The organism is Nonomuraea sp. NPDC049758, assembly GCF_040674635.1.
In the GTDB taxonomy this organism is placed as follows: Bacteria; Actinomycetota; Actinomycetes; order Streptosporangiales; family Streptosporangiaceae; genus Nonomuraea.
This window is the reverse complement of sequence record NZ_JBFAMZ010000011.1, coordinates 266,519-289,375: the sequence shown is the minus strand read 5'-3', so window position 1 is coordinate 289,375 and position 22,857 is coordinate 266,519. Positions and strand designations below refer to the sequence as shown.

The 22,857-nt window shown below is 72.9% G+C and carries 21 protein-coding genes and 2 pseudogenes; 7 read left to right on the top strand and 16 right to left on the bottom strand.

Translation table 11 applies throughout. The features are described 5' to 3' along the window. Positions 1–18 precede the first annotated feature (18 nt). Genes AB0J46_RS28610 through AB0J46_RS28595 form a run of 4 tightly spaced genes read left to right on the top strand, consistent with a single transcriptional unit; the run spans position 19 to position 5,321 of the window. Positions 19–1,311, top strand: a complete 1,293-nt coding sequence (locus AB0J46_RS28610) for a cytochrome P450 (protein ID WP_364337142.1) — start codon at positions 19–21, stop codon at positions 1,309–1,311. A gap of 2 nt (positions 1,312–1,313) precedes the next feature. Then, complete coding sequence (locus tag AB0J46_RS28605; protein ID WP_364337139.1) at positions 1,314–2,891, top strand: peroxidase family protein; 1,578 nt, start codon at positions 1,314–1,316, stop codon at positions 2,889–2,891. Continuing rightward, positions 2,888–5,032 carry a hypothetical protein gene (locus tag AB0J46_RS28600; RefSeq protein ID WP_364337137.1) on the top strand — a complete coding sequence of 715 codons (2,145 nt, stop codon included), beginning with the start codon at positions 2,888–2,890 and terminating at the stop codon, positions 5,030–5,032. Before AB0J46_RS28605 ends, AB0J46_RS28600 begins: the two co-directional genes overlap by 4 nt. A 10-nt stretch (positions 5,033–5,042) precedes the next feature. Next, positions 5,043–5,321, top strand: coding sequence for a hypothetical protein (locus tag AB0J46_RS28595; protein WP_364337135.1), 279 nt, complete (start codon positions 5,043–5,045; stop codon positions 5,319–5,321). Between the two features lie 10 nt (positions 5,322–5,331). Here the strand turns inward: AB0J46_RS28595 and AB0J46_RS28590 are convergent, their stop codons facing one another. From AB0J46_RS28590 to AB0J46_RS28570, 5 genes and pseudogenes are all read right to left on the bottom strand, one after another. Continuing rightward, a complete protein-coding gene (locus AB0J46_RS28590) occupies positions 5,332–5,514 on the bottom strand; it encodes a hypothetical protein (protein ID WP_364337133.1) in 183 nt (60 codons plus the stop codon). 216 nt (positions 5,515–5,730) lie between these two features. Next, a pseudogene (locus tag AB0J46_RS28585) lies at positions 5,731–5,853 on the bottom strand (cytochrome c biogenesis protein ResB); the annotation flags it as partial. A gap of 100 nt (positions 5,854–5,953) precedes the next feature. After that, a pseudogene (locus AB0J46_RS28580) lies at positions 5,954–6,292 on the bottom strand (TlpA disulfide reductase family protein); the annotation flags it as partial. Positions 6,293–6,423: 131 nt separating this feature from the next. After that, a complete protein-coding gene (locus AB0J46_RS28575; RefSeq protein WP_364337131.1) occupies positions 6,424–7,356 on the bottom strand; it encodes a M56 family metallopeptidase in 933 nt (310 codons plus the stop codon). After that, entirely contained in the window at positions 7,353–7,709 is a 357-nt protein-coding gene (locus tag AB0J46_RS28570) for a BlaI/MecI/CopY family transcriptional regulator (protein ID WP_364337129.1), read from the bottom strand. Before AB0J46_RS28570 ends, AB0J46_RS28575 begins: the two co-directional genes overlap by 4 nt. Before the next feature lie 165 nt (positions 7,710–7,874). On the opposite strand from AB0J46_RS28570, the gene AB0J46_RS28565 reads away from it, so the two are divergent. Next, a complete protein-coding gene (locus AB0J46_RS28565; protein ID WP_364337127.1) occupies positions 7,875–8,567 on the top strand; it encodes a DUF899 family protein in 693 nt (230 codons plus the stop codon). Positions 8,568–8,596: 29 nt separating this feature from the next. Continuing rightward, positions 8,597–9,313, top strand: coding sequence for a PIG-L deacetylase family protein (locus AB0J46_RS28560; RefSeq protein WP_364337125.1), 717 nt, complete (start codon positions 8,597–8,599; stop codon positions 9,311–9,313). A gap of 76 nt (positions 9,314–9,389) precedes the next feature. Here the strand turns inward: AB0J46_RS28560 and AB0J46_RS28555 are convergent, their stop codons facing one another. The 8 genes from AB0J46_RS28555 to AB0J46_RS28520 all read right to left on the bottom strand — a co-directional run bounded on the left by AB0J46_RS28555 (position 9,390) and on the right by AB0J46_RS28520 (position 19,268). Next, positions 9,390–9,980, bottom strand: coding sequence for a Crp/Fnr family transcriptional regulator (locus AB0J46_RS28555; RefSeq protein ID WP_364337123.1), 591 nt, complete (start codon positions 9,978–9,980; stop codon positions 9,390–9,392). Positions 9,981–10,188: 208 nt separating this feature from the next. Further along, positions 10,189–11,316: an alpha/beta hydrolase gene (locus AB0J46_RS28550; protein WP_364337121.1), complete on the bottom strand. Its 1,128-nt coding sequence runs from the start codon at positions 11,314–11,316 to the stop codon at positions 10,189–10,191. Between the two features lie 82 nt (positions 11,317–11,398). Next, positions 11,399–12,346 carry a chlorinating enzyme gene (locus AB0J46_RS28545; protein ID WP_364337119.1) on the bottom strand — a complete coding sequence of 316 codons (948 nt, stop codon included), beginning with the start codon at positions 12,344–12,346 and terminating at the stop codon, positions 11,399–11,401. Positions 12,347–12,349: 3 nt separating this feature from the next. Continuing rightward, the gene (locus AB0J46_RS28540; RefSeq protein WP_364337117.1) at positions 12,350–14,086 is read right to left on the bottom strand and encodes an amino acid adenylation domain-containing protein; all 1,737 of its coding nucleotides are present in this window, start codon (positions 14,084–14,086) and stop codon (positions 12,350–12,352) included. After that, on the bottom strand, positions 14,083–14,982 hold the full coding sequence (locus AB0J46_RS28535) for a DUF6039 family protein (protein ID WP_357978792.1): 900 nt from the start codon (positions 14,980–14,982) through the stop codon (positions 14,083–14,085). The genes AB0J46_RS28540 and AB0J46_RS28535 overlap by 4 nt, the downstream gene beginning before the upstream one ends. Before the next feature lie 79 nt (positions 14,983–15,061). Then, positions 15,062–16,447, bottom strand: coding sequence for a carboxyl transferase domain-containing protein (locus AB0J46_RS28530; protein WP_364337116.1), 1,386 nt, complete (start codon positions 16,445–16,447; stop codon positions 15,062–15,064). Beyond that, positions 16,444–17,637, bottom strand: a complete 1,194-nt coding sequence (locus AB0J46_RS28525) for a cytochrome P450 (protein ID WP_364337114.1) — start codon at positions 17,635–17,637, stop codon at positions 16,444–16,446. The genes AB0J46_RS28530 and AB0J46_RS28525 overlap by 4 nt, the downstream gene beginning before the upstream one ends. Before the next feature lie 140 nt (positions 17,638–17,777). Next, the gene (locus AB0J46_RS28520) at positions 17,778–19,268 is read right to left on the bottom strand and encodes an MFS transporter (protein ID WP_358298235.1); all 1,491 of its coding nucleotides are present in this window, start codon (positions 19,266–19,268) and stop codon (positions 17,778–17,780) included. Between the two features lie 137 nt (positions 19,269–19,405). Between AB0J46_RS28520 and AB0J46_RS28515 the strand changes: the two genes are divergently transcribed. Further along, complete coding sequence (locus AB0J46_RS28515; RefSeq protein ID WP_364337113.1) at positions 19,406–20,716, top strand: fatty acid--CoA ligase family protein; 1,311 nt, start codon at positions 19,406–19,408, stop codon at positions 20,714–20,716. Here AB0J46_RS28515 and AB0J46_RS28510 read toward each other — a convergent pair. The 3 genes from AB0J46_RS28510 to AB0J46_RS28500 form a co-directional block, all read right to left on the bottom strand. Beyond that, positions 20,713–21,252, bottom strand: a complete 540-nt coding sequence (locus AB0J46_RS28510; protein WP_364337112.1) for a DUF1697 domain-containing protein — start codon at positions 21,250–21,252, stop codon at positions 20,713–20,715. The two genes, AB0J46_RS28515 and AB0J46_RS28510, sit on opposite strands and share 4 nt — an antisense overlap. 5 nt (positions 21,253–21,257) lie before the next feature. Next, complete coding sequence (locus tag AB0J46_RS28505; RefSeq protein ID WP_364337111.1) at positions 21,258–22,319, bottom strand: NAD(P)/FAD-dependent oxidoreductase; 1,062 nt, start codon at positions 22,317–22,319, stop codon at positions 21,258–21,260. Positions 22,320–22,427: 108 nt separating this feature from the next. Continuing rightward, a complete protein-coding gene (locus AB0J46_RS28500; RefSeq protein ID WP_352327373.1) occupies positions 22,428–22,826 on the bottom strand; it encodes a DUF3224 domain-containing protein in 399 nt (132 codons plus the stop codon). Between the last annotated feature and the right edge of the window lie 31 nt (positions 22,827–22,857).

The following is a 22,857-nucleotide window of genomic DNA, read 5'->3' as shown; positions in this document are numbered from 1 at the left end:
AGGCGGAAGGTCCACGGAATGGGTGCTGTCGATCAGGCGACCACGGGCGGCTATCTGGAGAGGTACGACCAGGCGCTGGCCAAAGACCCGATATCGGCGTTCGGCCTGGTCCGGGAGTGGATGCGGACCGACTGGCGGAGCCTGTTCGCCGAGCTGCGCGAGCGGCGTCCGGTCTTCGTCACGCCCGCCTTCACGGTCGTCACCCGCTTCGCCGACGTGACCGAGGTGCTCGCCCACGAGCAGGTCTTCTCCGTACGCGCCTTCGGTCCCCGCCTCGACGCCGCGCTGGGCGCCCCGTTCATGCTGGGCCGGGACGCCACGCCGATGAACTGGCGGGAGAAGGGCCTGATGCAGCTCATGCTCGCCCCGGAGGACGCGACCGGCGTGCGCGAGCTGACCGGCCGCCTGGCCGACGAGCTGCTCGACGCCGCCGAGCCGGACGGGCGCCTGGAGGCGGTCGAAGGGCTGTTCCGCCCGGTCGCCCTCGGCGTGTGCGCGCGGTATTTCGGTGTCCCCGGCCCCGGCCCGCGCACCCTGGGCCACTGGACGCGGGCCATCGTCGCCGACGGCTTCGCCAACTTCCTCGGCGACCCCGAGCTCCAGGCGGCGTCCGTCAAGGCGGGCGCCGAGCTGGTCGGGTACCTGCGTGACCTGCTCGCCGAGCACCGGGCCACGCTGCGCGCCGGCCGGGACCTGCCCGACGACGTCTTCGCCCGCCTGGTCCGGGCGTCCCTGCCCGCCGTCTCCGACGACCGCATCGTGATCAACATGGCCGGGCTGCCGCTGGGCTTCGTGGAGAGCGCGCCGGGGGCCATGGCCGAGGCGGTCGAGCAGCTCCTGCTGCGCCCGCGGGCGCTGGCGGAGGCCACGGCCGTCGCCGGCGATCCCGAGAGGTTCGACCCGTACGTCTGGGAGGCGCTGCGGTTCAGCCCGTTCTTCAAGCTGCTTCCCCGGCTGTGCGAGCGCGACCACGTGCTGGCCGCCGGCACGCCGCGCAGCACGGTGATCCCGGCGGGCACGTTCGTGCTCGCGGCGCCGGCCTCCGCCATGTTCGACGCGGACGTGGTGCCGGATCCCGGCGAGTTCCGCCTCGACCGTCCCCGTCACCATCGGCTGTTCTTCGGCTCGGGTCATCACGCCTGCCTGGGCGTGCACGTGGCCGAAGTGGTGATCGCCGAGACCGTGCGCCGGCTGCTGCTGCGTCCGGGCGTGCGGCTGCTGCCGCCGCCGGAGGGACGGGTGGAGCGGTCACTCGGGATCTTCCCCGACGCCTTCGCGCTCGGGCTCGGCGCCGGCGTGCGGGAAGGCTGACGATGGCGAGCCGAGCACGCAGCATCGCCACGGACGGCCTGTCCAACCGGCTCAGGTTCCTGGCCCTGACTCACGGCCGGCCCCTCTGGGACCTGCTGCAGAGCAGCCGCCCGGTGCGGCGCCGGATCAACGCCTCGCTGATCGACCACGCGATCCGCGAGATGCCGCCGCGCCCCGAGCCGCTGAGCACCATGGCCGACTACACCTCGTGGGCCTCCCTGACCGACCGCACCTACAGCGGCAGGCACCTGCCTCCGGTCGCCGTCGCCGAAGACCGGCTGCCCACGCCGGAGAAGGCGGCCGACCTGTTCGCCCGCGGCGAGTCCATGATCCCGTGCCCGCGTTCCACGGTGCTCTTCGCGTACTTCGCCCAGTGGTTCACCGACGGCTTCCTGCGCGGCGACGTCAACGTCCCGCGCGACCCGCGCAAGAACAGCTCCAACCACCACATCGACCTCAACCAGGTCTACGGCCTCGACGAGGCGGCGACGGCCGCGCTGCGCGCCTTCGACGGCGGGCTGCTCAAGAGCCAGTCGCTCGGCGGCGGCGAGTTCCCGCCCTACCTGTGCGCGAACGGCAAGATCAAGCCGGAGTTCGCCCCGCTGCGGGTCATCCGCTTCGACCAGCTCTCCGACGCCCGGCGCGACACGCTGTTCGCCACCGGCAGCGACCGGGGCAACGGCCAGATCGGCTTCACCATGCTGACGGTGCTGTTCCTGCGCGAGCACAACAGGGTGGCGCGGCTGCTGGCCCGGGAGAATCCGCGCTGGGACGACGAACGGCTGTTCCAGACCGCCCGCAACGTCCTCATCGTGCTGCTGATCAAACTGGTCGTCGAGGAGTACATCAACCACATCACCCCCTACCACTTCCGGTTCGCCCTCGACCCGTGGCTGTCGACGCGGCTCGACCGCGCGGCCTGGCACCGGCAGAACTGGGCCTCCGTGGAGTTCAACCTCGTCTACCGCTGGCACAGCCTGGTCCCGTCCCGCCTGTCGGTGGCCGGGCGGGAGCTGCCGATGGCCGAGACCTTCTTCGCCGGCTCGCTGCTCCCCGGCCCCGGCCTCGGGCGGCTGTTCGAGGACGCCTCCCGCCAGCGCGCCGGCCGCATCGGCCTGTTCAACACCGACCCGGTGCTGCGCGAGATCGACGTGGCCAGCGTCGCCGACTCCCGAGTGCTCGGCCTGGCCCCGTACAACGGCTACCGCGAGCACTGCCGCTTCCCCCGGGTGCGCGCCTTCGAGCAGATCACCGGTGACCGGCGGGTCAGCGGCGCGCTGCGCGACCTCTACCGCGACGTCGACGACGTCGACCTGTACGTCGGGCTGTTCGCCGAGGAGCCCGGCTCCCCCGACGCGATCCTGCCGCCGCTGCTGACCAAGATCATCGCCATCGACGCCTTCTCCCAGGCGCTCACCAACCCGCTGCTGGCGCCGCGGATCTTCAACGCCGCCACGTTCTCCCCCCAGGGCCTGCGGGTCATCGCGGCCACGCGCACGCTCGCGGACGTGCTGCGCCGCAACACGCCCGAGGACCCGGCCCCCCGCTTCGTCAGCATGTCCCGGCGGGCCCGGCCGTGACCGGCGACGACGATCCGGCCGCCGGGCCCCTGCGCGCCCTGGCCCGGGAGCTGGTGGACGTCGCGGTCACGATCCACGGCGCGGCGTCGCACGCCACGGCCGCGCTGACCGACGACGCGCTGCTGCGCGCCGTGCCGCGCGCCCCCTCGGCGGCCCGGCCCGCCTACCGCGCGCTGCTGCGGGCCACGACGAACGGCCGCGGCCTCGGCTACTCGTTCGCCGGGGGCCGGCTGGCGACCGCGGCCGCCAAGGCCGGCGCCATGCTGGGGGCCGAGAGCCTGGCCGTACGGGTGCTGGCCACGTCGTTGCGGTTGCGCGTGGCGGCGGTGGCGGTGACCCATCCCGAGCTGACCGAGGACCCCATGCTCGCCCGGCTCATCGAGGCGGCCGCCGCCGACCGCGACGTGGAGGCCGTCCGGGCCCTGCGCGCCCTGCTCAAGGACCGTGGCGCGGTGCGCGCGCTGAGCCAGCTCGCACCGGTCTTCGGCGAGGTCCTGGCGCTGCGCGCGCTGCTGGACGAGAACCCGCTCAACGACGCCGCCGCCTGGCTCATCGCGACGGGGAGGGGCTTCGCCACCGCCGATCCGCTCCTCGGGCTGAGCAACAGGGCGATCGCCGTCCTCGACGTCGGGGAGGGCGCCGCGCGCCGGGTCGAGCTGAGCGCGGCCGAGTCCGCCCGGCTGTGCGCGCGCGGGTCGCTGCTCGGCTTCCTGTCCAACATCAGCACGATCGGCACCACCGGGCGGGCCCTCCTCCAGAGCGTCGAGGGGCCGGACGGCGTGATTCGGCATGTCCTGCACGCGCCGGGCATGCGGCTCGGGCGTCCCGACGGCGAGTCGCCCCAGGACCTGCTCGGCGCGTTCAGCAGCGCCGTCCTGGCGGCCAGCCCCTACAGCCGCGCCCTGGCACAGGCCGTCGCCGACTACGGGCCGCCGCCGGGCGCCGAACTGGCGCTCGTCGGGCACAGCGCGGGCGGGGCGGCGATCATGAACCTGGCCCAGGACCCCGCCTTCTGCGCCCGGCACACGGTCACGCACGCCGTCGCCGTCGGCTCGCCCGTCGACTTCAAACGCCCCGCCGACCCGCGCACCTGGGTGGCCAGCGTCACCAACCAGCACGACATCATCCCCACCCTCGACGGCCAGGGCGCCGGCACCTGCTTCGACCTGCACCCCGACTGGTACGTGGTGGACTACAGCGATTCCACCCACATGTTCCCGCAGTGCCACAGCATCGAGCGCTACCTCGCCAACCTCACCGACGACCTGCCCGAGGCCCGCGACGTCATCGAGCAGCGGCTCGCCCCGTACCGGGGGCGGGTCGTGCGCTCCCAGGCGTACCTGCTGTTCGACCGTCCGCCCGCGCCGGAGCGGTCGCCCTTCCGGGCCGTGCCGGTGGACGGGCCCGAAGGGGTCGTCCAGTTGCCGATCAGGTGCCGCGACGGCGAGGCGCTCACGGCCTGCTTCGCCGTCAGCCCGGCGGCGGTGGCGGGGCTGCTGGAGGGCACGGGGCTCGGTCCCGTCGTACGGGTGGCGGGGCGGGCGCTGGTCGTCGTGCACGCCGCCCGGAACCGGCGCACCGGCGTGGGCGACTACGCGGAGCTGCAGGTCGGCGTCGTGGTGCCGGGGCCGTTCCGGTCGCCGGAGTCCGGTCCGCCGTGGCGGGGCTTCGGTCTTCCCGACCTGCTGCGGGCCGCGGACGTGCGCCGCTCCGGCGCCTTCCTCGTCGGCTCCGCGGTCGACAGCGCGGTCGTCCAGGCCCTGGGCGCGCGGCTGTGGGGCGGCGAGACGTACCTGACGGCTCTGGAACTGCGGCTCGGCGCGCGGTCCGCGCATCTCGCCGCCGACCGGGTCCTCACCCTGCACGGGCGGCTCGGTCCCGGCCTGCCGCTGAACGATCCCGGCCTGGTCGGCTACGCCCGGGAGGCCGGCGCGGTGCTGCGCTCCCACGTACGCGCCCACGGGCGGGCCCGGCTGCACGCGGCGCCGTCGCTGCGGCTGGCCGTCGAACCGCGGTCGGCCCACCCGCTGGCCGGACGGCTGCGCGAGCTGGGCCTCGACGGCGCCCGCCCGCTGCTGTGCCTGTCGGCCACCACCCGCCGGACGCTCCGGGACGCCGCCGTCCCGGTGCCGACGGGCTGACGGAGGAGCCATGTCCGCCCGGATCGCCGCGATCGTCGCGCACGCCGAAGTCCTGCGCGCGGACGCCCGCGCCCTCGCCGCCTGCGCCGAGCGGCTGCGCGCCGTCGAGGCGGGTCTGAAGGCGGGCGACGGGACGCCCGCCTGGTTGCGCTCGGCGGTGACCGCCCATCTGGCGGCGTGCGTGACCGCCGCCGCCGACCTGGAGGCGTCCGCCCGCCACCTGCTCCGCTACGCGGCCGAGGCGGGCGGCGAGCACGCACGGCCCGGTCGCGGCGAGCCCGGCCGGTAGCGGCGCGGGGTCATTCGTCGGCCCGCGGCTCCGGCTGCCGTTCCCGGTCGGGCGGGGCCGCGGCCCGCTCGCGCGCGGCGCGGGCTTCGGCGGCCTTGGCCCGCCCTTCGGCGCGCACCAGGTGGACGACGCCGACGATGAAGGCTCCGCCGACCACGACGGGGGGCGCGAGAGCGGCCACGATCTCGTACACAGGGGCACCTCTTTCCGGGCGGGCTGCCCAGGATATGCAGAACGTCTAAGCCTTGGCGGTGCCGAGTTCCTCGACCAGGCCGTCGAACTCGGCGGCGAAGGCGGCCCGGTTCGTCCGGGCCAGACCGGCCACCTCGTCGCCGCGCCACCACACCCGGCGGCGGCGCACGCCGACCGCGAGGGTGACGCCGATCGTGGCGGCGGTGACTGTCGCGTCGGAGACCCCGCGCTGCGGGATGAGCGACCCGGGCACCGAGGCCAGGGCGAACAGGAACAGCAGCACCAGGGCGGTGCGCATCGACGTCAGCGTCCGCCAGGCCCAGCGCAGGCTGGCCTTCATCGCGCACCTGGCCGACGGCTCGCAGCAGGTCGTCGTACGTGACCGCGCCCAGGGCCCGGCCCGCGATCCGTCCCCGCCGGTCGATGATCAGCGTGGCGGGGACGGCGGCGGGCGGCACGCTGCCCTGGAACGACAGCACGATCCGGCCGGGCTGGTCGTACAGGCTGGGGTAGCCGGGAGCGGCCTTCCGTTCGAAGGCCAGTGCCTGGGCCTTGTCGTCCTTGATGTTGACGCCGAGGAAGCGCACGCCGCCGGCTTTCGTCCTGGCGGCGACGTCCCTCAGGACGGGCGACTCGGCCCGGCAGGGCGCGCACCGGAACGCCCAGAAGTTCAGGACCGTGACCTGCCCGGCGTACGGGACGGCCGACAGGGGGCCATCGCCGAGCCGTTCGCCCCGCACGCCGGGCGCCCGGCGCCGCGGCACGCTGCCCCCTCCCATAACTTCTACAAGACGTAGAAGATACTAGCGGGCAGGTGGGACGCCCCCGAGACGACCCCTCACCGGACGGAAGCCGCGCGCCGTTCCCCCGCCGGCCAGGACGACCGCGGCCACGATCAGGACCAGGGCCGCTAGAGCGCGAGACAGACCAACGGCGCGATCAGGACCGCAAGCGGCCCGCTCAGCTGCAGGACGGCCGCCGAGTAGGCCGCCGCCGACACCCAGCGGGGCCGGCCGCGCCCGTCGAGCAGACGCTCCAGCCGTTCCACCACACCGGCGTCGGCCAGGGCGAACGTGGCCACCCCCGGCGCCGCGCCACCGGCCGCCATGCGTACCAGGGCACGCGCCAGAGGCAGCTCTCCGTGCAGCCGGCGGGCGTGGTCGTCGGCGATCATCTCCAGCAGCACGGCCACCGCCTCGCGGGCCGTGCGCGCGGCGGGCAGCCACGAGAACGCGTGCGACAACGCCACGAACGGCAGCAGGGCCAGGTGGTGACGGCCGCGCGCGTGCGCCCGCTCGTGCTCCAGGACGGCCCGCAGCTCGGCCGGCGCCAGCGCGTCGAGGGTGCCCTGGCTCAGCACGATGCGCCGGCGTCTGCCCGGCACGCAGTAGGCCACCTGCCCAGCCACCGGCAGCACGTAGGCGTCGTAGGCCGGATGGTGGTCGGCCACCACGTCGACCAGCAGGCGCTGCCGCCGCCGCTCGCGAAGGGTCTTGGCCGTGGCCCGCGCCGTGTGCACGGCCAGCCAGCTCAGCAGGCCCGCCGACCAGGCCAGCGCCAGCAGGTGCAGCGGGCCGAGGCCGTCCAGCCCGTGGCCGCTGACGATCTGCCGCAGCAGCGTGTGCATGCCGTGCGGGAACACCGCCGCCGGCGGCGCGACCGCGGCCACCAGCCCGAGGCCGACCGCGCCCAGGCCCGCGCCCAGCCCGATGGCCTGCCAGAGCGCCAGCGCCGCCCGCGGGCAACGATATGACCAGGCCGCTCCGGCCAGCGCGCGGGCGACGCGGCCGCCCAGCGTCACCGGCAGCAGCGCCGCCCCGGCGGCGACGAACCAGGCAATCACCGGGCCGGTCCGTCCTGCTCCTCCAGCGCCTCGCGCAGCGCCGCGGCCACCTCGGGGGTCACCGTGCCGACGAACCGCTGCACGGCCGCCACTACGTCGCCGGCCTCCGCCAGCGCCGCGCGCATGGCTTCGGCGACGAAGGCGTCCTTGCCCGCGGTGGCCTTGTAGAGGTGGGCCCGGCCGACGCGCTCGCGGGCGACCATGCCCTTGTTCGCCAGGCGCATCAGCACGGTCAGCACCGTCGTGACGGCGGGCTCGGAGGGCAGGCCGGCCGCGAGGTCGTGGGCGAACATGCCCTGAGGATGCCGCCACAGGGCTTCCATGATCGACCGTTCGAGATTGCCCAGTTGCATCCGCGCCTCCTCCCGGGTTCTACCCGGGGTAGAAGGCTACCGCCCGGACGTGCTCAGGAGTCCGTGCGAGCGGCCTCGGCGGGATGCGGGCCCCGCCGATGAGTTTCGCGACCGCGGCGGGTCTGTCCCTGTGCATCGCAGGCCGCGACCGATCAGTGAGGGACCATGAGCGCGAACGCACTACCGCCCGTCGTCGACGCCGAGACCTGGCGGCTCCGGCTCGACGAGCTGCGGGCCAGGGAGAAGGCCGCCACCCGCGAGCTCGACGCCATCGCCGCCCAGCGCCGTCGCCTGCCGATGGTGCGGATGCCCGACTACGTCCTGGAGGGCGAGGACGGGCCGGTCCGGCTGGCGGACGTCTTCGAGGGCAGGCGGCAGCTGATCGTCTACAACCACATGTGGTTCCCCGGCAAGGAGTGGCAGTGCCCGGGATGCACGGGGTTCACCGCGCAGTTCACCCGCCTGGAGTTCCTGGACGACTACGACGCGCGGTTCGTCGTCGTCACCCAGGGCCCGATCGGCGAGGCCCTGGCCTACCGGCGGCGGGTCGGCAACCGGATGCCCTGGTACTCCACGTCCGGGAGCCCGTTCGGGGCCGACGTCGGCGCGCCGCCCGGCGCGGGCTTCGCCGTGAACGTGTTCCTGCGCGACGGCGACGCGGTGTACCGCACCTGGCACACCGACGGCCGCGGCACCGAGCAGCTCACGCACACCTTCGCGCTGATCGACCTGCTGCCGTACGGGCGGCAGGAGGAGTGGCAGGACTCCCCCGACGGCTGGCCGCGCTCGCCGGCCTACAGCCGCTGGCCCTCCTCTCAGGACATCGCCCGCCGTTACGGGCCGGACGATCAGGTTTAGCGATCTTCCGTCATGTCAGGGGGAATGACATGACGGACGACTTACAGCCCATGCCCGATGACTGGACGAGAGCACTGGCCGTCGTGGCCCATCCCGACGACATGGAGTTCGGCAGCGCCGGCGCCGTGGCCGCCTGGACCGGGGCCGGCAAGCAGGTCGGCTACCTCCTGCTCACCCGCGGCGAGGCGGGCATCGACTCGATGCCCCCGGACCAGGCGCGCAAGGTGCGGGAGGAGGAGCAGCAGGCGAGCGCCGCCATCGTCGGCGTCTCGTCGGTCGAGTTCCTCGACCATCCCGACGGCGGGATCGAGCACTCCCCCCGGCTCCGGCACGACCTGGTGGCGGCGCTGCGCCGGCACCGGCCCGAGCTGGTGATCACCTTCAACCACCACGACTTCACCTTCACCGGGAAGTGGAACAGTCCCGACCACCGCGTCACCGGCCGGGCCGTGCTGGACGCGGTCCTCGACGCGGGCAACCGCTGGATCCTGCCCGACGCGGGGGCCGAGCCGTGGGGCGGCGTCAAGTACGTGGCGATCGCCGGTTCCGTCCGGCCGACGCACGCGGTGGACGTGACCGGGCACCTGGACACGGCGCTGACCTCGGTCGAGGCGCACGCGGCGTACCTGTCGGCGCTGGGGGTGCCGCCGGGCGGGGCCCGGGTGCCGCTGGAGGGGTTCGTGAACGCCGCAGGTCAGCGGTTCGGCGGCCGTCCGGCGGTGCCGTTCGAGCTGATCTCCTGCTGAACGCCGCCCGGCCCGGCCCGCCGCGCGCGGACCGGGCCGGGGGCGGCTCGCCGGCCGTCAGCCGACCTCGTGGCCGTCAGTTGACCTCGTCGACGTACTCGGCCAGGCGTTCCTCGTCCACGACCAGGTACGGGTCCGAGGTGGGCAGGACCAGGCCGGCGTCCTTGAATCGTTTGAGGAAGAATCCGACGCGCGACCGGGTGGTGCCGACCATGCCGGAGAGTTCTTCCTGGGTGATGCGTTCCTCGATGGCCCGCACATTCGGGGCACGGCGCTTACCGATCTTTCTGGATAAGCGCAGCAGAACGGAGGCCAGGCGCTGCTCGCTGTCCATCGTGACCATTGTCGCGATCACTTCCTGCTGTTCCCGCAGGCGTAGCGCGAGATAGTCGATGAATCCGTCCATGAGTTCGTTCTCGGCCATGGCGGCGCGGAAGCGGGCGGCCGGGATGCGGCGGACCCAGGTGGTCCGCATGGCGGTGGCCGTCTCGCTGCGCTCGGCCCCGAGCAGGGAGGACTCGCCGAAGATGTCGCCCGCGGTGAAGATCGAGAGCAGGCATTCCTTGCCGCACCGCGCGTACATCTGGGTCTTGATCTGGCCGCTCTCGATCACGTAGATGTTGCTGTCGCGCTGGCCGCAGTTGTAGATGTTGGTGCGTCTCGGCACCCGGATCGAGCAGGCGCCCGACGTTTCCTGCGAGATGAAGGAGCGGAGCCCGGCTCTCAGTTGCGCAGCGTCCGATGACTTCATTTACCCCGCCCCTCGGAATTCATTTCATGTCGTCGTTGCCCCTACCCATCAATCGACTGATTAACAAGCTGCCCCATAATTCTCTGATATGTCCGGAGAATTACCTGGAAGCGGATTTCGGCTGTTATCGGGCGGCTGCGGAGTCAATAAAGTCCCGGGCCATATCCATCAACTCCGGGTCACCTTTGAACAGCGAAATGTGGTCGCCGTGCGCCCGCAGATGCAGGACGGCGTCCGGCAGCGCCGCCGCCACCGCCTTCGAGCCCGCCGGGTGGGCGGTCTCGTCGTCGTGACTGGAGACCACCAGGACGGGCCGGTCGATCCCGGCCAGCCAGGGGCTCACGTCCGTGGTCATGATCTCGCCGTTCAGGCGGCAGTAGCGGTGCAGCAGCTCGGGCGTCGCGTACGGGTAGACCACCAGGTGCGCCAGGTCGGGCGGCACCGAGGAGAGCATCGTCTGGCAGAGCACGGGATGGATGGCGGCGGCCCGGTCGGGGCCGGTCGCGGCCATCTCCATGAGCCCCACCAGGTTCTGCTGGTGGTGGGTCCGGTCGGCGCCCTTCACGGCGGCGAAGTCGCCGTGCCACAGGCTGAGCGAGCCGACGCGGCCGGGATCGAGGTGCGCGGCGGCCAGGCCGATGACGGCCCCGCCGCACAGGCACATCAGATGCGCCTGCCGAACGCCGAAATGGTCCATGACCGCGAAGAGGTCACCGGCCTGCGCCGACACCCCCACGTCCGGCGGCTCCGCCGAGGGGTCCGGCCCGAACAACGCGCGGGTCTCCCAGGTGAGGACGTGATGGGTGCGGGACAGGAACCGCATCCACCGCTCGCACAGGCGGGCCGGCATGCCGCAGGCGGCCACGATCACGACGGCCGGGGCCTGCGGGTCGCCGGCCGCGTAGGCGGGCAGCGGCGGGCCCCCGTCCGCCGGCACGACCTGCTCGCGCGTGCACAACCCCTCGAAGCCGTCCCGCGCCGCGCCGTCCACGACCTCGTCGACGGCGGCCGGCGGCAGGTCCTCGCCCATGCCGTCGCGGAGCGCGAGATGGTCGCTGACCAGGCGTTCGAAGGTGTCGAGCGAGTCGTGGTCGGTCAGGGCGAACTCCGGTGCGCCCAGCCGTCGGGTCACACGGCCCAGGAGGGAGGCGAGGCCGGGCGGGCCGGCCAGGCGCACCGGATGCCGCAGGACGTCCACCAGCGGCCGCGCGTCCTGCACGGCCCGGGTCAGACGTCTCAGTTCGGCGGCCACGAGATGATCACCGCATTCCGTGGATCGTCAGAAGACGCGCGGGTCGCCGCGCGCCGTGGGCTTGGAGAGGTCACGGCGGGCCTCATCGGGTGGTGAAGGGGTGGCCGGTGGTGGTGGCCGTGGCGATCCGGTTGCCGGGGTTGGTGTTCTGCCCGGTGACCAGGACGGCGCCGTACCGGTCCAGGCTGACCCGGCCGCCGTACTCCTCGATCTCGTCGGTGTCCGGGTAGACGTCCACCTTGGTCGGGACGTACCGGGCGGCGAACCCCAGGCGCATCTCGTCGGTCAGGCCCTTGTGCGGCAGCGAGGCGTGCATGAGCGTCGACCAGAACAGGATGGCCTCGCCCGGCCTCATCACCATGGAGACGGCCTGCGACTCGTCGGGCTTCCAGTCGGGGTCGATCTGCAGGTCGCGGTAGTCGTAGCCGAAGAAGCCGCGCCGGACGCCGTCCTTGTCCTCCTGGTTGATCTTGTTGGGGTCGTAGTGCATGCGCTTGGTCTCGTCGTAGAACATCGTCTCGTGGGTGCCGGGGATGAACTGCAGGCACCCGGTGTCCTCGTTCGCCTCGGTGAAGGCGGTCCAGACGGTGATCGTGCCGCCGAACTCCTCCGCCTGCGGCCAGACGATCTGCGGCTTGCCGGAGGCGTTGGCGAAGGTGTCGGCCTGGTGCCAGTCGGTGCCCTCGTCCCCGGGGTACTTGGGGAAGAACTCGGTGCGCCAGCAGAGCACGTCCGGGCCGAGCACGCTGACGACGCGGTCCACGATCTGCGGCCGGCTGATGTGGTCGGCCAGGAAGGCCGAGTCCAGGTGCCGGTCGTAGTTGGAGATGTTGGTGTTGCCCGAGGCGGCGGCGTCGTCGCGGTAGACGGCGTTGCTGCGGTCCATGAGACGCATGCGCTCGCGCCGCCAGTTCTGGCGCATCTCGTCGATCTCGTAGACCTTGAACGGGCCGAAGTAGCCCTGGGTGTGGAAGCTCTTCAGCTCCTCGGGGGTCATCGAGTGCTCGCCCCGGACGGTGGTCTCGTGCATGGTCTATCCCCTCACGGTCAGTCGTTCCTCGACGCAGGAGGCCAGGGCGGCGACCGACGCCTCCTCCTCCAGTTCGCGTCCCGTCAGCTCCAGCCCGAAGCGCTCGTTCACCTGGGCGATGATGCGGGTCATCGCCAGCGAGGTCGCGCCCAGGTCGAACAGGTCCACCCGGGGTGGCACCTCGTCGCGTTCGAGCACGTCCTCGGCGATGCGCTGCACGACCTTGGCGGCCGACGATGCCTGCGCGGACCTGGCCAGAGCGGCGCGGTCCGCCTTTCCCTGCGGCGTCATGGGGATCTCCGACACGATGTGGTAGGTGGACGGGCGGGCGTGCGCCGGCAGCCGGCTCGCGGCCCGCTCGGTGAGCTGGTCGATCAGGTCCGGCCGCGGATCGCCGTCCGGCACGACGAAGGCCAGCAGCCGGACGTCGCCCTCGCCGTAGTCGCGGTGGGCCACCACCGCGTGGGCGACCCCCGGATGGCCGAGGAGGCACAGCTCGATCTCCCTGGGCTCCAGGCGGAACCCGCGGACCTTGATCTGGTCGTCGGACCGCCCGAGGTAGGCGTACTCGCCGCCGGGCAGGCGGGTGACGACGTCGCCGGAGTCGTAGCGGCGCCCGCCGTCCGGCGCGACCCTGAACCGCTCGGCGGTCAGCTCGGGCCGGTCCAGGTAGCCGCGGGCCAGCCCGGGGCCCGAGACGTGCAGGTTCCCGGTGACGGCCGGGCGTCCGTGCTCGTCGAGCACGTCGAGGCGCAGGTCCGGGATGGGCACGCCGATCGGGCTCAGCTCGGGGTGGCCGAGGTCGGCCGCGCGGACGCGGCGGTAGGTCACGTGGACGGTGGTCTCGGTGATGCCGTACATGTTGACGAGCTGCGGGTGCTCGTCGCCGTAGCGGTCGATCCACGGGGCCAGCAGCTCGACGTCCAGCCGCTCGCCGCCGAAGACGATCCGGCGCAGCCGGTACGGCGACGGCTCCTCCTGCCGGGCGTCGGCCGCCACCAGGTGCCGGAACGCGGAGGGCGTCTGGTTCAGCACGGTGACGCCCTCCGCCACCAGCAGCCGGCGCAGCGACTCGGGCGACCTGGCCACGTCCGCCGGGACGATCACCAGCCGGCCGCCGTACAGCAGCGCGCCCCAGAGCTCCCACACCGAGAAGTCGAAGCTGACGGAGTGGAAGAGCGTCCAGACGTCGTCGTCGCCGAAGCCGAACCACTGCTCGGTCCGCTCCAGCAGGCGCACGACGTTGCGGTGCTCGACCAGCACCCCTTTGGGCGCGCCGGTCGAGCCCGAGGTGTAGATGACGTAGGCCAGGTCCTCGTCGCGGGCCGTGGCCGCGGGGCGTCCCTCGGGCGGCTCGGTGTCGGCGAGCACGACCTCGCCGGGCAGGACGCCGCCGAGCCGGCCGGCCACCCCGGACGTCGTGACGACCGTGCGGACCCCGCTGTCCTCCAGCAGGTACGCGATCCGCCCCGCCGGGTAGCCGGGGTCGATCGGCACGTACGCGCCGCCCGCCTTGAGTATCGCGAGCAGCCCGGCCACCAGGTCGATGCCGCGGTCGGCGCACAGCCCCACCAGCACGCCGGGGCCGGTCCCCGCGGCCTGGAGAAGGCAGGCCAGCCGGTCGGCACGGGCGTCCAGGTCTCCGTAGGTGATCTCCTCGGCGCCGCAGGTCACGGCGATCCGGTCGGGGGCCTTCGCGGCGCGCTCGGCGAAGATCTCGTGCAGGCAGCGGCCGGTCATGTCGCGTACATCCCCCAGTGGTGCGGGGTGAGCCCGGTGTCGGTCATGCTGCCGGGCACGAACATCCTGGCCCAGGTGCCGCCGCCGCGCTCGGGCGCGATGCGCTGCTGGAAGTACAGGTCCCGCACCTTCTCGTCCTTCACGTGCAGCGCCAGGACCTTGTAGTAGGTGCTCAGCGACTTCATGTGGATCAGCCAGTGGATGCGGTCGGCCGCGCCGAAGGCCTCCTCGTAGACGAAGACGGTGGCCTCGCCGGGCAGGTTCTCGTTGATGGACTCGGCGGCCTCGCGGGCGAACGTGCGTCCCTCGGACCGGAAGTCGTAGTCGAGCTGGGCGGTCCGGTGCAGCAGCAGGCCGCAGTTGCCCGAGTGGACGAGCTGCTCGTAGGGCTGCGGCACCTGCTCGCGGGCGCCGGGCAGCCCGGTGATCTCGCCCTGCTGCAGGTAGACCGTGGACTGCTTCTCGCGCTCGCCGTCGACCGCGGTCCCGTACATGCCCCAGAACTGGGGCAGCAGCACGGTCTCGGTCATGCTGCCGTCGACGAAGATCTCGTCCCAGCCGCTGTCGGCGGTGTTGTCGCGGTACTCGCCGTCGGAGGTGCCCATGTGCACCATCTGCTCATAGGCGTGCAGCGAGCTGAGGTGGATCAGCCAGTGCAGCCGGTCCTTGGTCCCGAACGTCTCCTCGTACAGGAAGACGCTGGCGACTCCCACCTGCTTGGCGGTCACCATCTCGGCCATCATGCGGGCGAACTTGCGCCCCTTGGCGTGGGAGCCGTTCCTGACCTGCGCGGTCCGCTCGACGATCACGCCGGCCGTGGCCGAGTTGATCAGATCCGCCGCGGGCACCGAGGTCTGCTGCTCGGCCGGCGGGATGACGGGATTCGGGTTGGTCATCGTTCCACTCCGTCTGTCGGCTTGTTCGTCACGCTAATGAGGGCCCGCCGTGCTGCCTGCTCAATAGTGAGCAGGGGCTTCACAGCGGGATGTTGGTGTGGTCGCCGCGCAGCGGCACGGCCTTGAGCAGGGCCTCGGCGAGCCGCCGCCGGGTGCCGTCGGGCTCGATCACCTCGTCCACGACGCCGATCTCCACGGCCTTGCCGACGCCGCCGGCCTCGCGTTCGTGCTCGGCGACGAGCCGGCGGCGCAGCTCCTCGCGCCCGTCCCGCGGTCCGTCGCGCAGCTTCCTGCGGTGCAGGATGTCCACCGCGGCCTCGGCGCCCATGACGGCCACCTCGGCGGTGGGCCAGGCGTAGACCGCGGAGGCGCCCAGGGCGCGGGAGTTCATGGCGACGTACGCGCCGCCGTAGGACTTGCGCAGCACGAGCGTCACCCGGGGCACGACGGCCTCGGCGAAGGCGTGCAGCAGCTTGGCGCCGCGCCGGACCACGCCGTCCCACTCCTGCCGGACGCCGGGCAGGTAGCCGGGCACGTCCACGAGCACGACGAGCGGCACGCCGAGCGAGTCGCACATGCGGACGAACCGCGCGGCCTTCTCGGCCGCCGCCGCGTCGAGGCAGCCCCCCTTGCGCAGCGGGTTGTTGGCGATGACGCCGACGGTCCTGCCGGTCAGCCGGCCGAGCGTGGTGACGAGGTTGGGCGCCCACTTCGGGTGCAGCTCCTCGCCGGGGCCGTCGAGCAGCCGGGCGACGATCGGGTGCACGTCGTAGGCGCGCCTGGCGCGTTCGGGGAGCAGGCCGCCGAGCTCGGGGTCGTCGCGGGCCTCCCAGGGGCGCAGCTCGCCCTGGCCGCCGAGCAGGGTGGTGATCCGGCGGGCGGCGGCGACGGCGCCCTCGTCGTCCGGGGTGGTGAGGTGGGCCAGGCCGCTGCGCCTGCTGTGCGGGTCGGGGCCGCCGAGCCGTTCCATGTCTACGTCCTCGCCGGTGACCTTGCGGACGACGTCCGGGCCGGTGACGAAGACGCGCCCGCTCTCGCTCATGATCACCACGTCGGTGAGGGCCGGGCCGTAGGCCGCGCCGCCTGCGGCCGGGCCGAGCACGACGGAGATCTGCGGGACGGCGCCGGAGGCGCGGACCATCGCGGCGAACACCTGGCCGACGCCGTCGAGCGCGGTGACGCCCTCGCCCAGCCGGGCGCCGCCGGAGTGCCAGAGGCCGACGACGGGCGCCCGCTCCCGGACGCCGAGGTCGATGGCCCGGACGATGCGGGCGCAGCCCTCGGCGCCCATCGCGCCGCCCATCCGGCCGGGGTCGGTGGCGTAGGCGACGGCCGGTCCGCCGCCGATGCAGCCGCGGGCGGCGAGCACGCCGCAGCCGTCGTCGCCGTCGTCGTCGCCGGGCAGCGGCCGGACGGTCCCGGGGTCGAAGAGCGCGCGGACCCGGTCCCGCGGGTCGCGGTTCATCCCCAGGTCACCGGGAGGGCGTGCACGCCGTACACGAACATGTCGGAGCGGAAGGGCACCTCCTCCAGCGGCACCGCGAGGCGCAGCCCCGGGAGCCGGGCGAACAGCGTGGACCAGGCGATCTCCAGCTGGGCGCGGGCCAGGAGCTGGCCCATGCACTGGTGGATGCCGAAGCCGAAGGACAGGTGCTCCTGCCGGTCGGCGAGGTCGCCGAAGCGGCCGAAGTCCAGCCGGTCGGGGTCGGCCCACACCTCCTCGTCGCGGTTGGCCGCGGCCAGCACGACGACCACGCCCTCGCCCTTCCTGACCAGCTTGCCGCCGACCTCGACGTCGGCGGTGGCCGCGCGGCGGGCGCCGTAGTCGATGACGGTCTGGTGGCGGATGATCTCCTCGATGGCGGCGGGCAGCGCCTCAGGGCGTTCGCGCAGCTCGGCCAGGCGTTCGGGGTTCTCCAGCAGCGCCACGGTGCCCACGCCGATCTGGTTGGCGATGGTCTCGTAGCCGGCCACCATCAGCAGCGTGACGATGCCGACGACCTCCTCCCGGCTGACCTTGGCCGCCTCGCGGTGGGCGCCGAGCCGGCTGAGCAGGTCGTCGGCGGGCCGCTGTTCGCGCTCGGCGACCAGCCGCTCCAGGTAGTGGCGCAGGTCCTCGCGGACCTTCATGCGCTGCTCGGGCTCCACGTTGCGGTCGCCGATGACCTTGGTGGTCTCGTGGAAGTAGTCGCGGTCCTCGTACGGCACCCCGAGCAGCTCGGTGATGACCTGGGAGGGCAGCGGCAGGGCCAGCGTCTGGACCAGGTCGGCCGGCGGGCCCTGGGCGGCCATCTCGTCGACGAGCGTCTCGGTGATGCGGCGGATGGCCGGGCGCAGCGCGTCCACCCGCCTGCGGTTGAACTCCGGCAGCAGCAGGCGGCGCAGCCGCGAGTGGTCGGGCGGGTCCATCCTGATGAAGGTGCCCGGCCCCGGAGGCTGCGAGGTGAGCCGGGCCGGGAAGCCGGGGGTGGCGAAGTCGGAGCTGAACCGGGCGTCGCCGAGCACGGCGCGGGCGTCCTCGTACCGCGTCACCAGCCAGACCTCGCTCCCGTCGAAGTCCAGCCGGACGCGCGTGATGGGCCGCCCCGCCTGCAGGTCCCGGTATTCGGACGGCGGATCCAGCGGGCACGTCCTGGGGATGGGGTAGGAGTCCATGCCAGCAGCCTCGCCCGCGCGCCCGCCCGCGTCTGCTCAACTGTGAGCAGGCCCGTGCGTGCGGCCGGTACGAGCGGACATGGCGGGCGGACATGGCGATGGCGGGGCCGCGCACGGCCCCGCCACCCGGTGGTCCGAGGTCACGCCCTGGCGGCACGCCCCTGGTTGGGCGCGGCCTTCTGGTCGGCCTTGCCCGCCTTCGACCGGCCCATCGACATGTCGCGCAGCGGGACCTCCTTCAGGAAGAGGCTGGCCACCAGGCCGATGCCGACCGCGATCGCGCAGGCCAGGAACAGGTCGCCCAGCGCGTCGGCGAGCACCGCCGGCGCGACGCCCTCGCCGCCCTGACCGGCGACGCCGAGCCGGGACGACATGATCGAGCCGAGGATCGCCAGCGAGACCGGCCCGGCGATCATCCGCCAGAACTGGATCTGGCTGGTGCCGACGCCCACCTGCTCCATCGGGATCGCGCTCTGCGTGACGGCCGTGGCCATCGGGAACGCGATGCCGATGCCGACGCCGATGAGCACCATGGCGACGATCGGCAGGCCCTGGCCGCTGTCCGGCCCGACGGCCGACAGGATCAGCAGCCCGGCGACGATGGCGGCCATGGCGAACACGCCGAGCAGCCGGTAGCGCGGCATGGCCGTCATCGCCTTGCCGGCGATCGGGGCCATGAGCATCAGGCCGAGCATCATCGGGATCAGCAGCGTGCCGGAGTGGGTCGCGCTCACGCCGAGCACGCCCTGGTAGAGCAGCGGCACGTAGAAGGCCGTGCCCATCATGGCGAACGCGGAGAAGAAGGCCACCACGGCCATGACGGACACCTGGTTGCTCCGGAACAGCGCGAACGGCACCAGCGGGTTCTTGGCCACCCGCGTCTCGACGAAGTAGAACGCCACCAGCAGCACGGCGCCGCCGATCAGCAGCGCCAGCACCTCGGGCGAGGTCCAGGCGTGCCGGTCGCCGGTGAGCGTGAGCCCGATCAGGATCGGGACGAGCCCGGCCACGAGCGTGACGACGCCGGCGAAGTCGATGTCGCGCCAGCTCGCGCCGCTGCGCACGAACGGGACGCCGATCAGCACGGCGGCGATCGCGAGCAGCCCGATGGGCACGTTGACGTAGAAGACCCAGCGCCAGCTCCAGTTGTCGGTGATGAAACCGCCGAGCGGCGGCCCGATCACCATGCTGAGGCCGGAGAAGCCGAAGAAGACGCCCTGCATCTGGGTGCGGCGCTCCGGCGTGTAGACGTCGGCGAGCAGCGTGAAGACGTTGGCCATCAGCACGCCGCCGAACAGCCCCGCCAGCCCTCGCGCGCCGACGAGCTGGGGCATCGTCTGGGCCGCGCCGCACAGCCACGACGCCACCAGGAAGCCCGCCAGGCCGACGAGCAGCACCGGTTTGCGGCCGAACATGTCGCCGAGCTTCCCGGCGATCGGCACGACGACGGCGGCCGCGACGGCGTAGGAGACCCCCACCCACGCGTACAGCGACAGGCCGTGCAGGTCGGCGGCGATCCGGGGCATCGCCGCCCCCACCACCGAGACGTCGATCGACGCCAGCGCCAGGGCCAGGAGTGCGCCGATGGTGGCGAACAGCTGGCCGCGCGTACTCGAACCGGTTTGGTTCATGTCATCGCCTCCCTTGTTCTTGGCAGCCGTCCCACTTCTTCGCGGACCCATGCCGACTCCAGCCCACACGAAAGCGCCCCACGGGTCTGCTCAACACTGAGCATCCGGGGAGCGCCCGGCTTCCTACCATCGGCCGCATGACGACGAACCCGGCAGAACTGGTCAGCGCCCGTCCGGGCGATCATGTGGCACTCGTCGTGGACGGCGAGCGCGAGCTGCGGGTGGCCGACTGGACCGCCCGGTCGGAGGAGCTGGCCGCCCGGCTGGCCCCGGTCAGGACGGCGCTGCGGCACGACGACTGGATCGGGCACGCCGTCGCCGCCGTGGCCGTGCACCTGGCCGGCGGCACCGTGCTCGGGCTGCCGCCCGCGCTGCCGGAGGAGGAGGTCCGCGCCCGGCTGGCCGAGTGCGGGGTGGGCCAGGTGCTGCCCGGCCCGTTGGGTGACGCGGCGGGCGCCCGGGACGACGACGTCGCCGAGATCCTCTACACCTCGGGCACGACCGGCCGCCCCAAGGCCGTGGCGGTCCCCGTCGCCAACCTCACCTACGGCCACGAGGGCCGCGGGAAGCTGTTCACCGGCGTGGACGGGGTGCTGGCCGCCGTCCCGCTGGGCACGAACGCCGGGCACAGCGCGCTGATGACGGCGATGACCGCCCCGGCGACCACGCACGTGCTGACCGACCTCGGGCCGGAGAACGTGGCCCGCATGCTGGAGAAGCTGCGGGTGCCGATGGCGATCGTCCCGCCGTCCACCGCGTCCCGGATGGTGGCGCACGGCTGGCACGAGCGGTACGACCTGTCCGGCCTGCGGGCGCTCATGCTGGGCTCGGCACCGGTGCCGATGGCCACGGTGGCCCGGCTCATGCAGGCGCTGCCGGGCGTGCGGATCGTCATCGGCTACGGCTCGACGGAGTCGGCCCCCGCCTTCGTGCACCGCCCGGTGGAGACGCCGCCCACGCCGGACGACGAGGGGCTGCTGGGCCGCCCGAGCGCGGGCACCGAGGTCAAGGTCACCGACGCGGGCGAGATCTGCCTGCGCTCGGCCGCCCCCCGCCGCTACTACCTGACCGACGCCGCCGCCGACGAGCGCACCTTCCGCGACGGCTGGACCCACATGGGCGACCTGGGCGAGCTGGACGGGGAGGGCCGGCTGCGCTTCTTCGACCGGGCCGCCGACGTCATCACCGCCGGCGGGCGCCGGATCTCCTCGCTGCGGGTCGAGCACGCCCTGCACTGGCATCCCGAGGTGGTCGAGGCCGCCGCGTTCCAGGGGCCGCAGGGCGTCACGGCGGCCGTCGTGCTGCGCTCGCCCGTGCCCGAGGACGAGCTGCGCGCCTTCGCCGCCGACCGGCTGGACCCGGCCGAGCGGCCGGCGCGGTACGTGGTCGCGAAGTCCCTGCCGCGCGGGCCGATCGGCAAGACGCTCAAGCGGGTGCTGGCGGGCTAACCGGCGGTGGCCAGCTCGTGCAGCTTGGAGACGGTCTTCCAGTTGCGGGCGGTGGCGGTGAGGCCGAGCTTCTTCTCCCAGAAGGAGTAGGACAGCTTGGTGTTGCGCACCCCGTCGGGGCACCAGACGTAGATCTCCTTGCCGACGTGCCTGAAGACGTCGGGCTTGAAGGCGTCGGGGTCGAGCGCCTTGATCGGCCCGGCGTCGGGCTCGTCCGACAGGAACGTGACGAGGTGCAGGGCGTCGTCGGCGGCGACGTCCCCGAGCGGGTTGGCCTTGAGGATCTCGCCCAGCTCGGCGCCCGTCCTGGCCAGGACGGGCACCGAGACGCCGAGGTCGCGGGCGAGCGCGGCCTGGATCTCGGCCGCCGCCTTGTCGGGGCTCTTCCCGCTGGTGTAGACGACGTTGCCGCTCTGCAGGTGCGTCTTGACGTCCTCGAAGCCGCGGCCCTCCAGCAGCTTGCGGAGCTCGGCCATGCTCACCATGTTCCGGCCGCCGACGTTCACTCCGCGCAGCAGCGCCACCTGCCTGGACATGTCGCTCAACCCCTTCTGCCCGCCACCGCCTGGGGACGGAACTGCCTGATGCGCTCGACCAGATAAGCCGCGTCGTCCTTTACCCACCAGATGAGCGCCGAACCGTAGGAGTGCTGGCACTGCATGCCGAGGACGTAGAGGCCGGGGGACGCGGTCACACCGCGGTCCTGCGTGATGCCGCCGCCCTCGTCCTGGACGGGCGCGTGCACCCAGGAGTAGTCGTAGCGGAAGCCGGTCGCCCAGACGACGGCGTCGACGTCGGCCGAGCGGCCGTCCTCGAAGCGCATCGTGCGGCCCTCGGCGTCGACCGTACGGCCCACGAGCTCGAAGCGGTGCCGCTTGGCCAGCTTCTTCAGGCTCGGCCCGACCAGGATCGTCTTCTTGTGCAGCCGGTCGCGCTCGCCCATCAGCGGCTTGGCGATCAGCCCGAACTTGTCGCCCCACCAGTGCAGGCCCTTGCCCAGGAACCGGCGGCCGAAGTGCGGCAGCGGCGAGCCCTGCGACAGCAGCACGCGGCGGCCGGCGGCCAGCTCGGGGGCGATCTGGGCGCCGGAGTTCGCGGCGCCGACCACGACGACGGTCCCGCCCGGCACCTGGGACGGGTTGCGGTAGCGGCCGGTGTGCACCTGGTAGACCTCGGGGTCCAGCCTGCCCGCGAGCTCGGGCAGCTTCGGCACCCGGTAGGCGCCGGTCGCGATGATCACCTGCGGCGCCTCGTACGTGCCCTTCGTGGTCTCCAGCCGGTAGCCGCCCTCGATCGGCTCCAGGGAGGTGACGCGGGTGCCGAGCCTGACCGGCAGGTCGAACTCCTTGCCGTACGCCTCGACGTAGTCGGCCATCTCCTCCTTGGTGGGGAAGCGGTTCTTCCGGCCGGGGAAGCGCAGGCCGGGCAGGGCACAGTACTCGGCGATCGTGAACAGCTCCAGGGAGTCCCAGCGCTGCCGCCACGCCTCGCCGAGCCGCGGTTCCTCGTCGAGGATGACGAAGGGGATGCCGGCCTGTTTCAGGTAGTAGCCCGCGACGAGCCCGCTCTGGCCGCCACCGACGACGATCACTTCAGTGTCCATGCGGCCATCGTCGCGCGCGGGCGCGAGGCGGTCTGCTCAACACTGAGCAGTTCCTGACATGCGAGTACGCGGAGCCCCCGGCCCCGCGTACTCGCCTGTGTGCAGCGCCTACTTGAGGTTGAAGTTGAGGGTGACCTCCGCCGAGCCGTCGGTCTTGGAGACGTACCCTCCCTTGCCGCTCAGCCCCTTCAGCTCCTCCGTGCCGGAGTTCGGCACGACGGACCAGTCGGCCTTGGCCACGCCGCCGTCGAAGGTGCCCGTCGCCTGCAGCACGAAGGAGCCCTTCTTGCCGCGGACGCTCCCGACGACCTTCTGCAGGCCGACGAAGCTGGCCTCGGTGTCGCTGGCGTAGGCCATCAGGTACTCGGCCTGCCCCTCGCCTTCGATGTCGCCGGTCCAGGCGTTGGTGACGTGGGCCTGAGTGAGCTTGGGCTGGCCCTTCTTCTCCTCGTAGGGCTTCTCGTCCCAACCGGTGATCTGGTACGAGCCCTTACCTTGGGTAGTCATGTCAGCTCCCTTTTTTGCTCTCTTTTTCGCT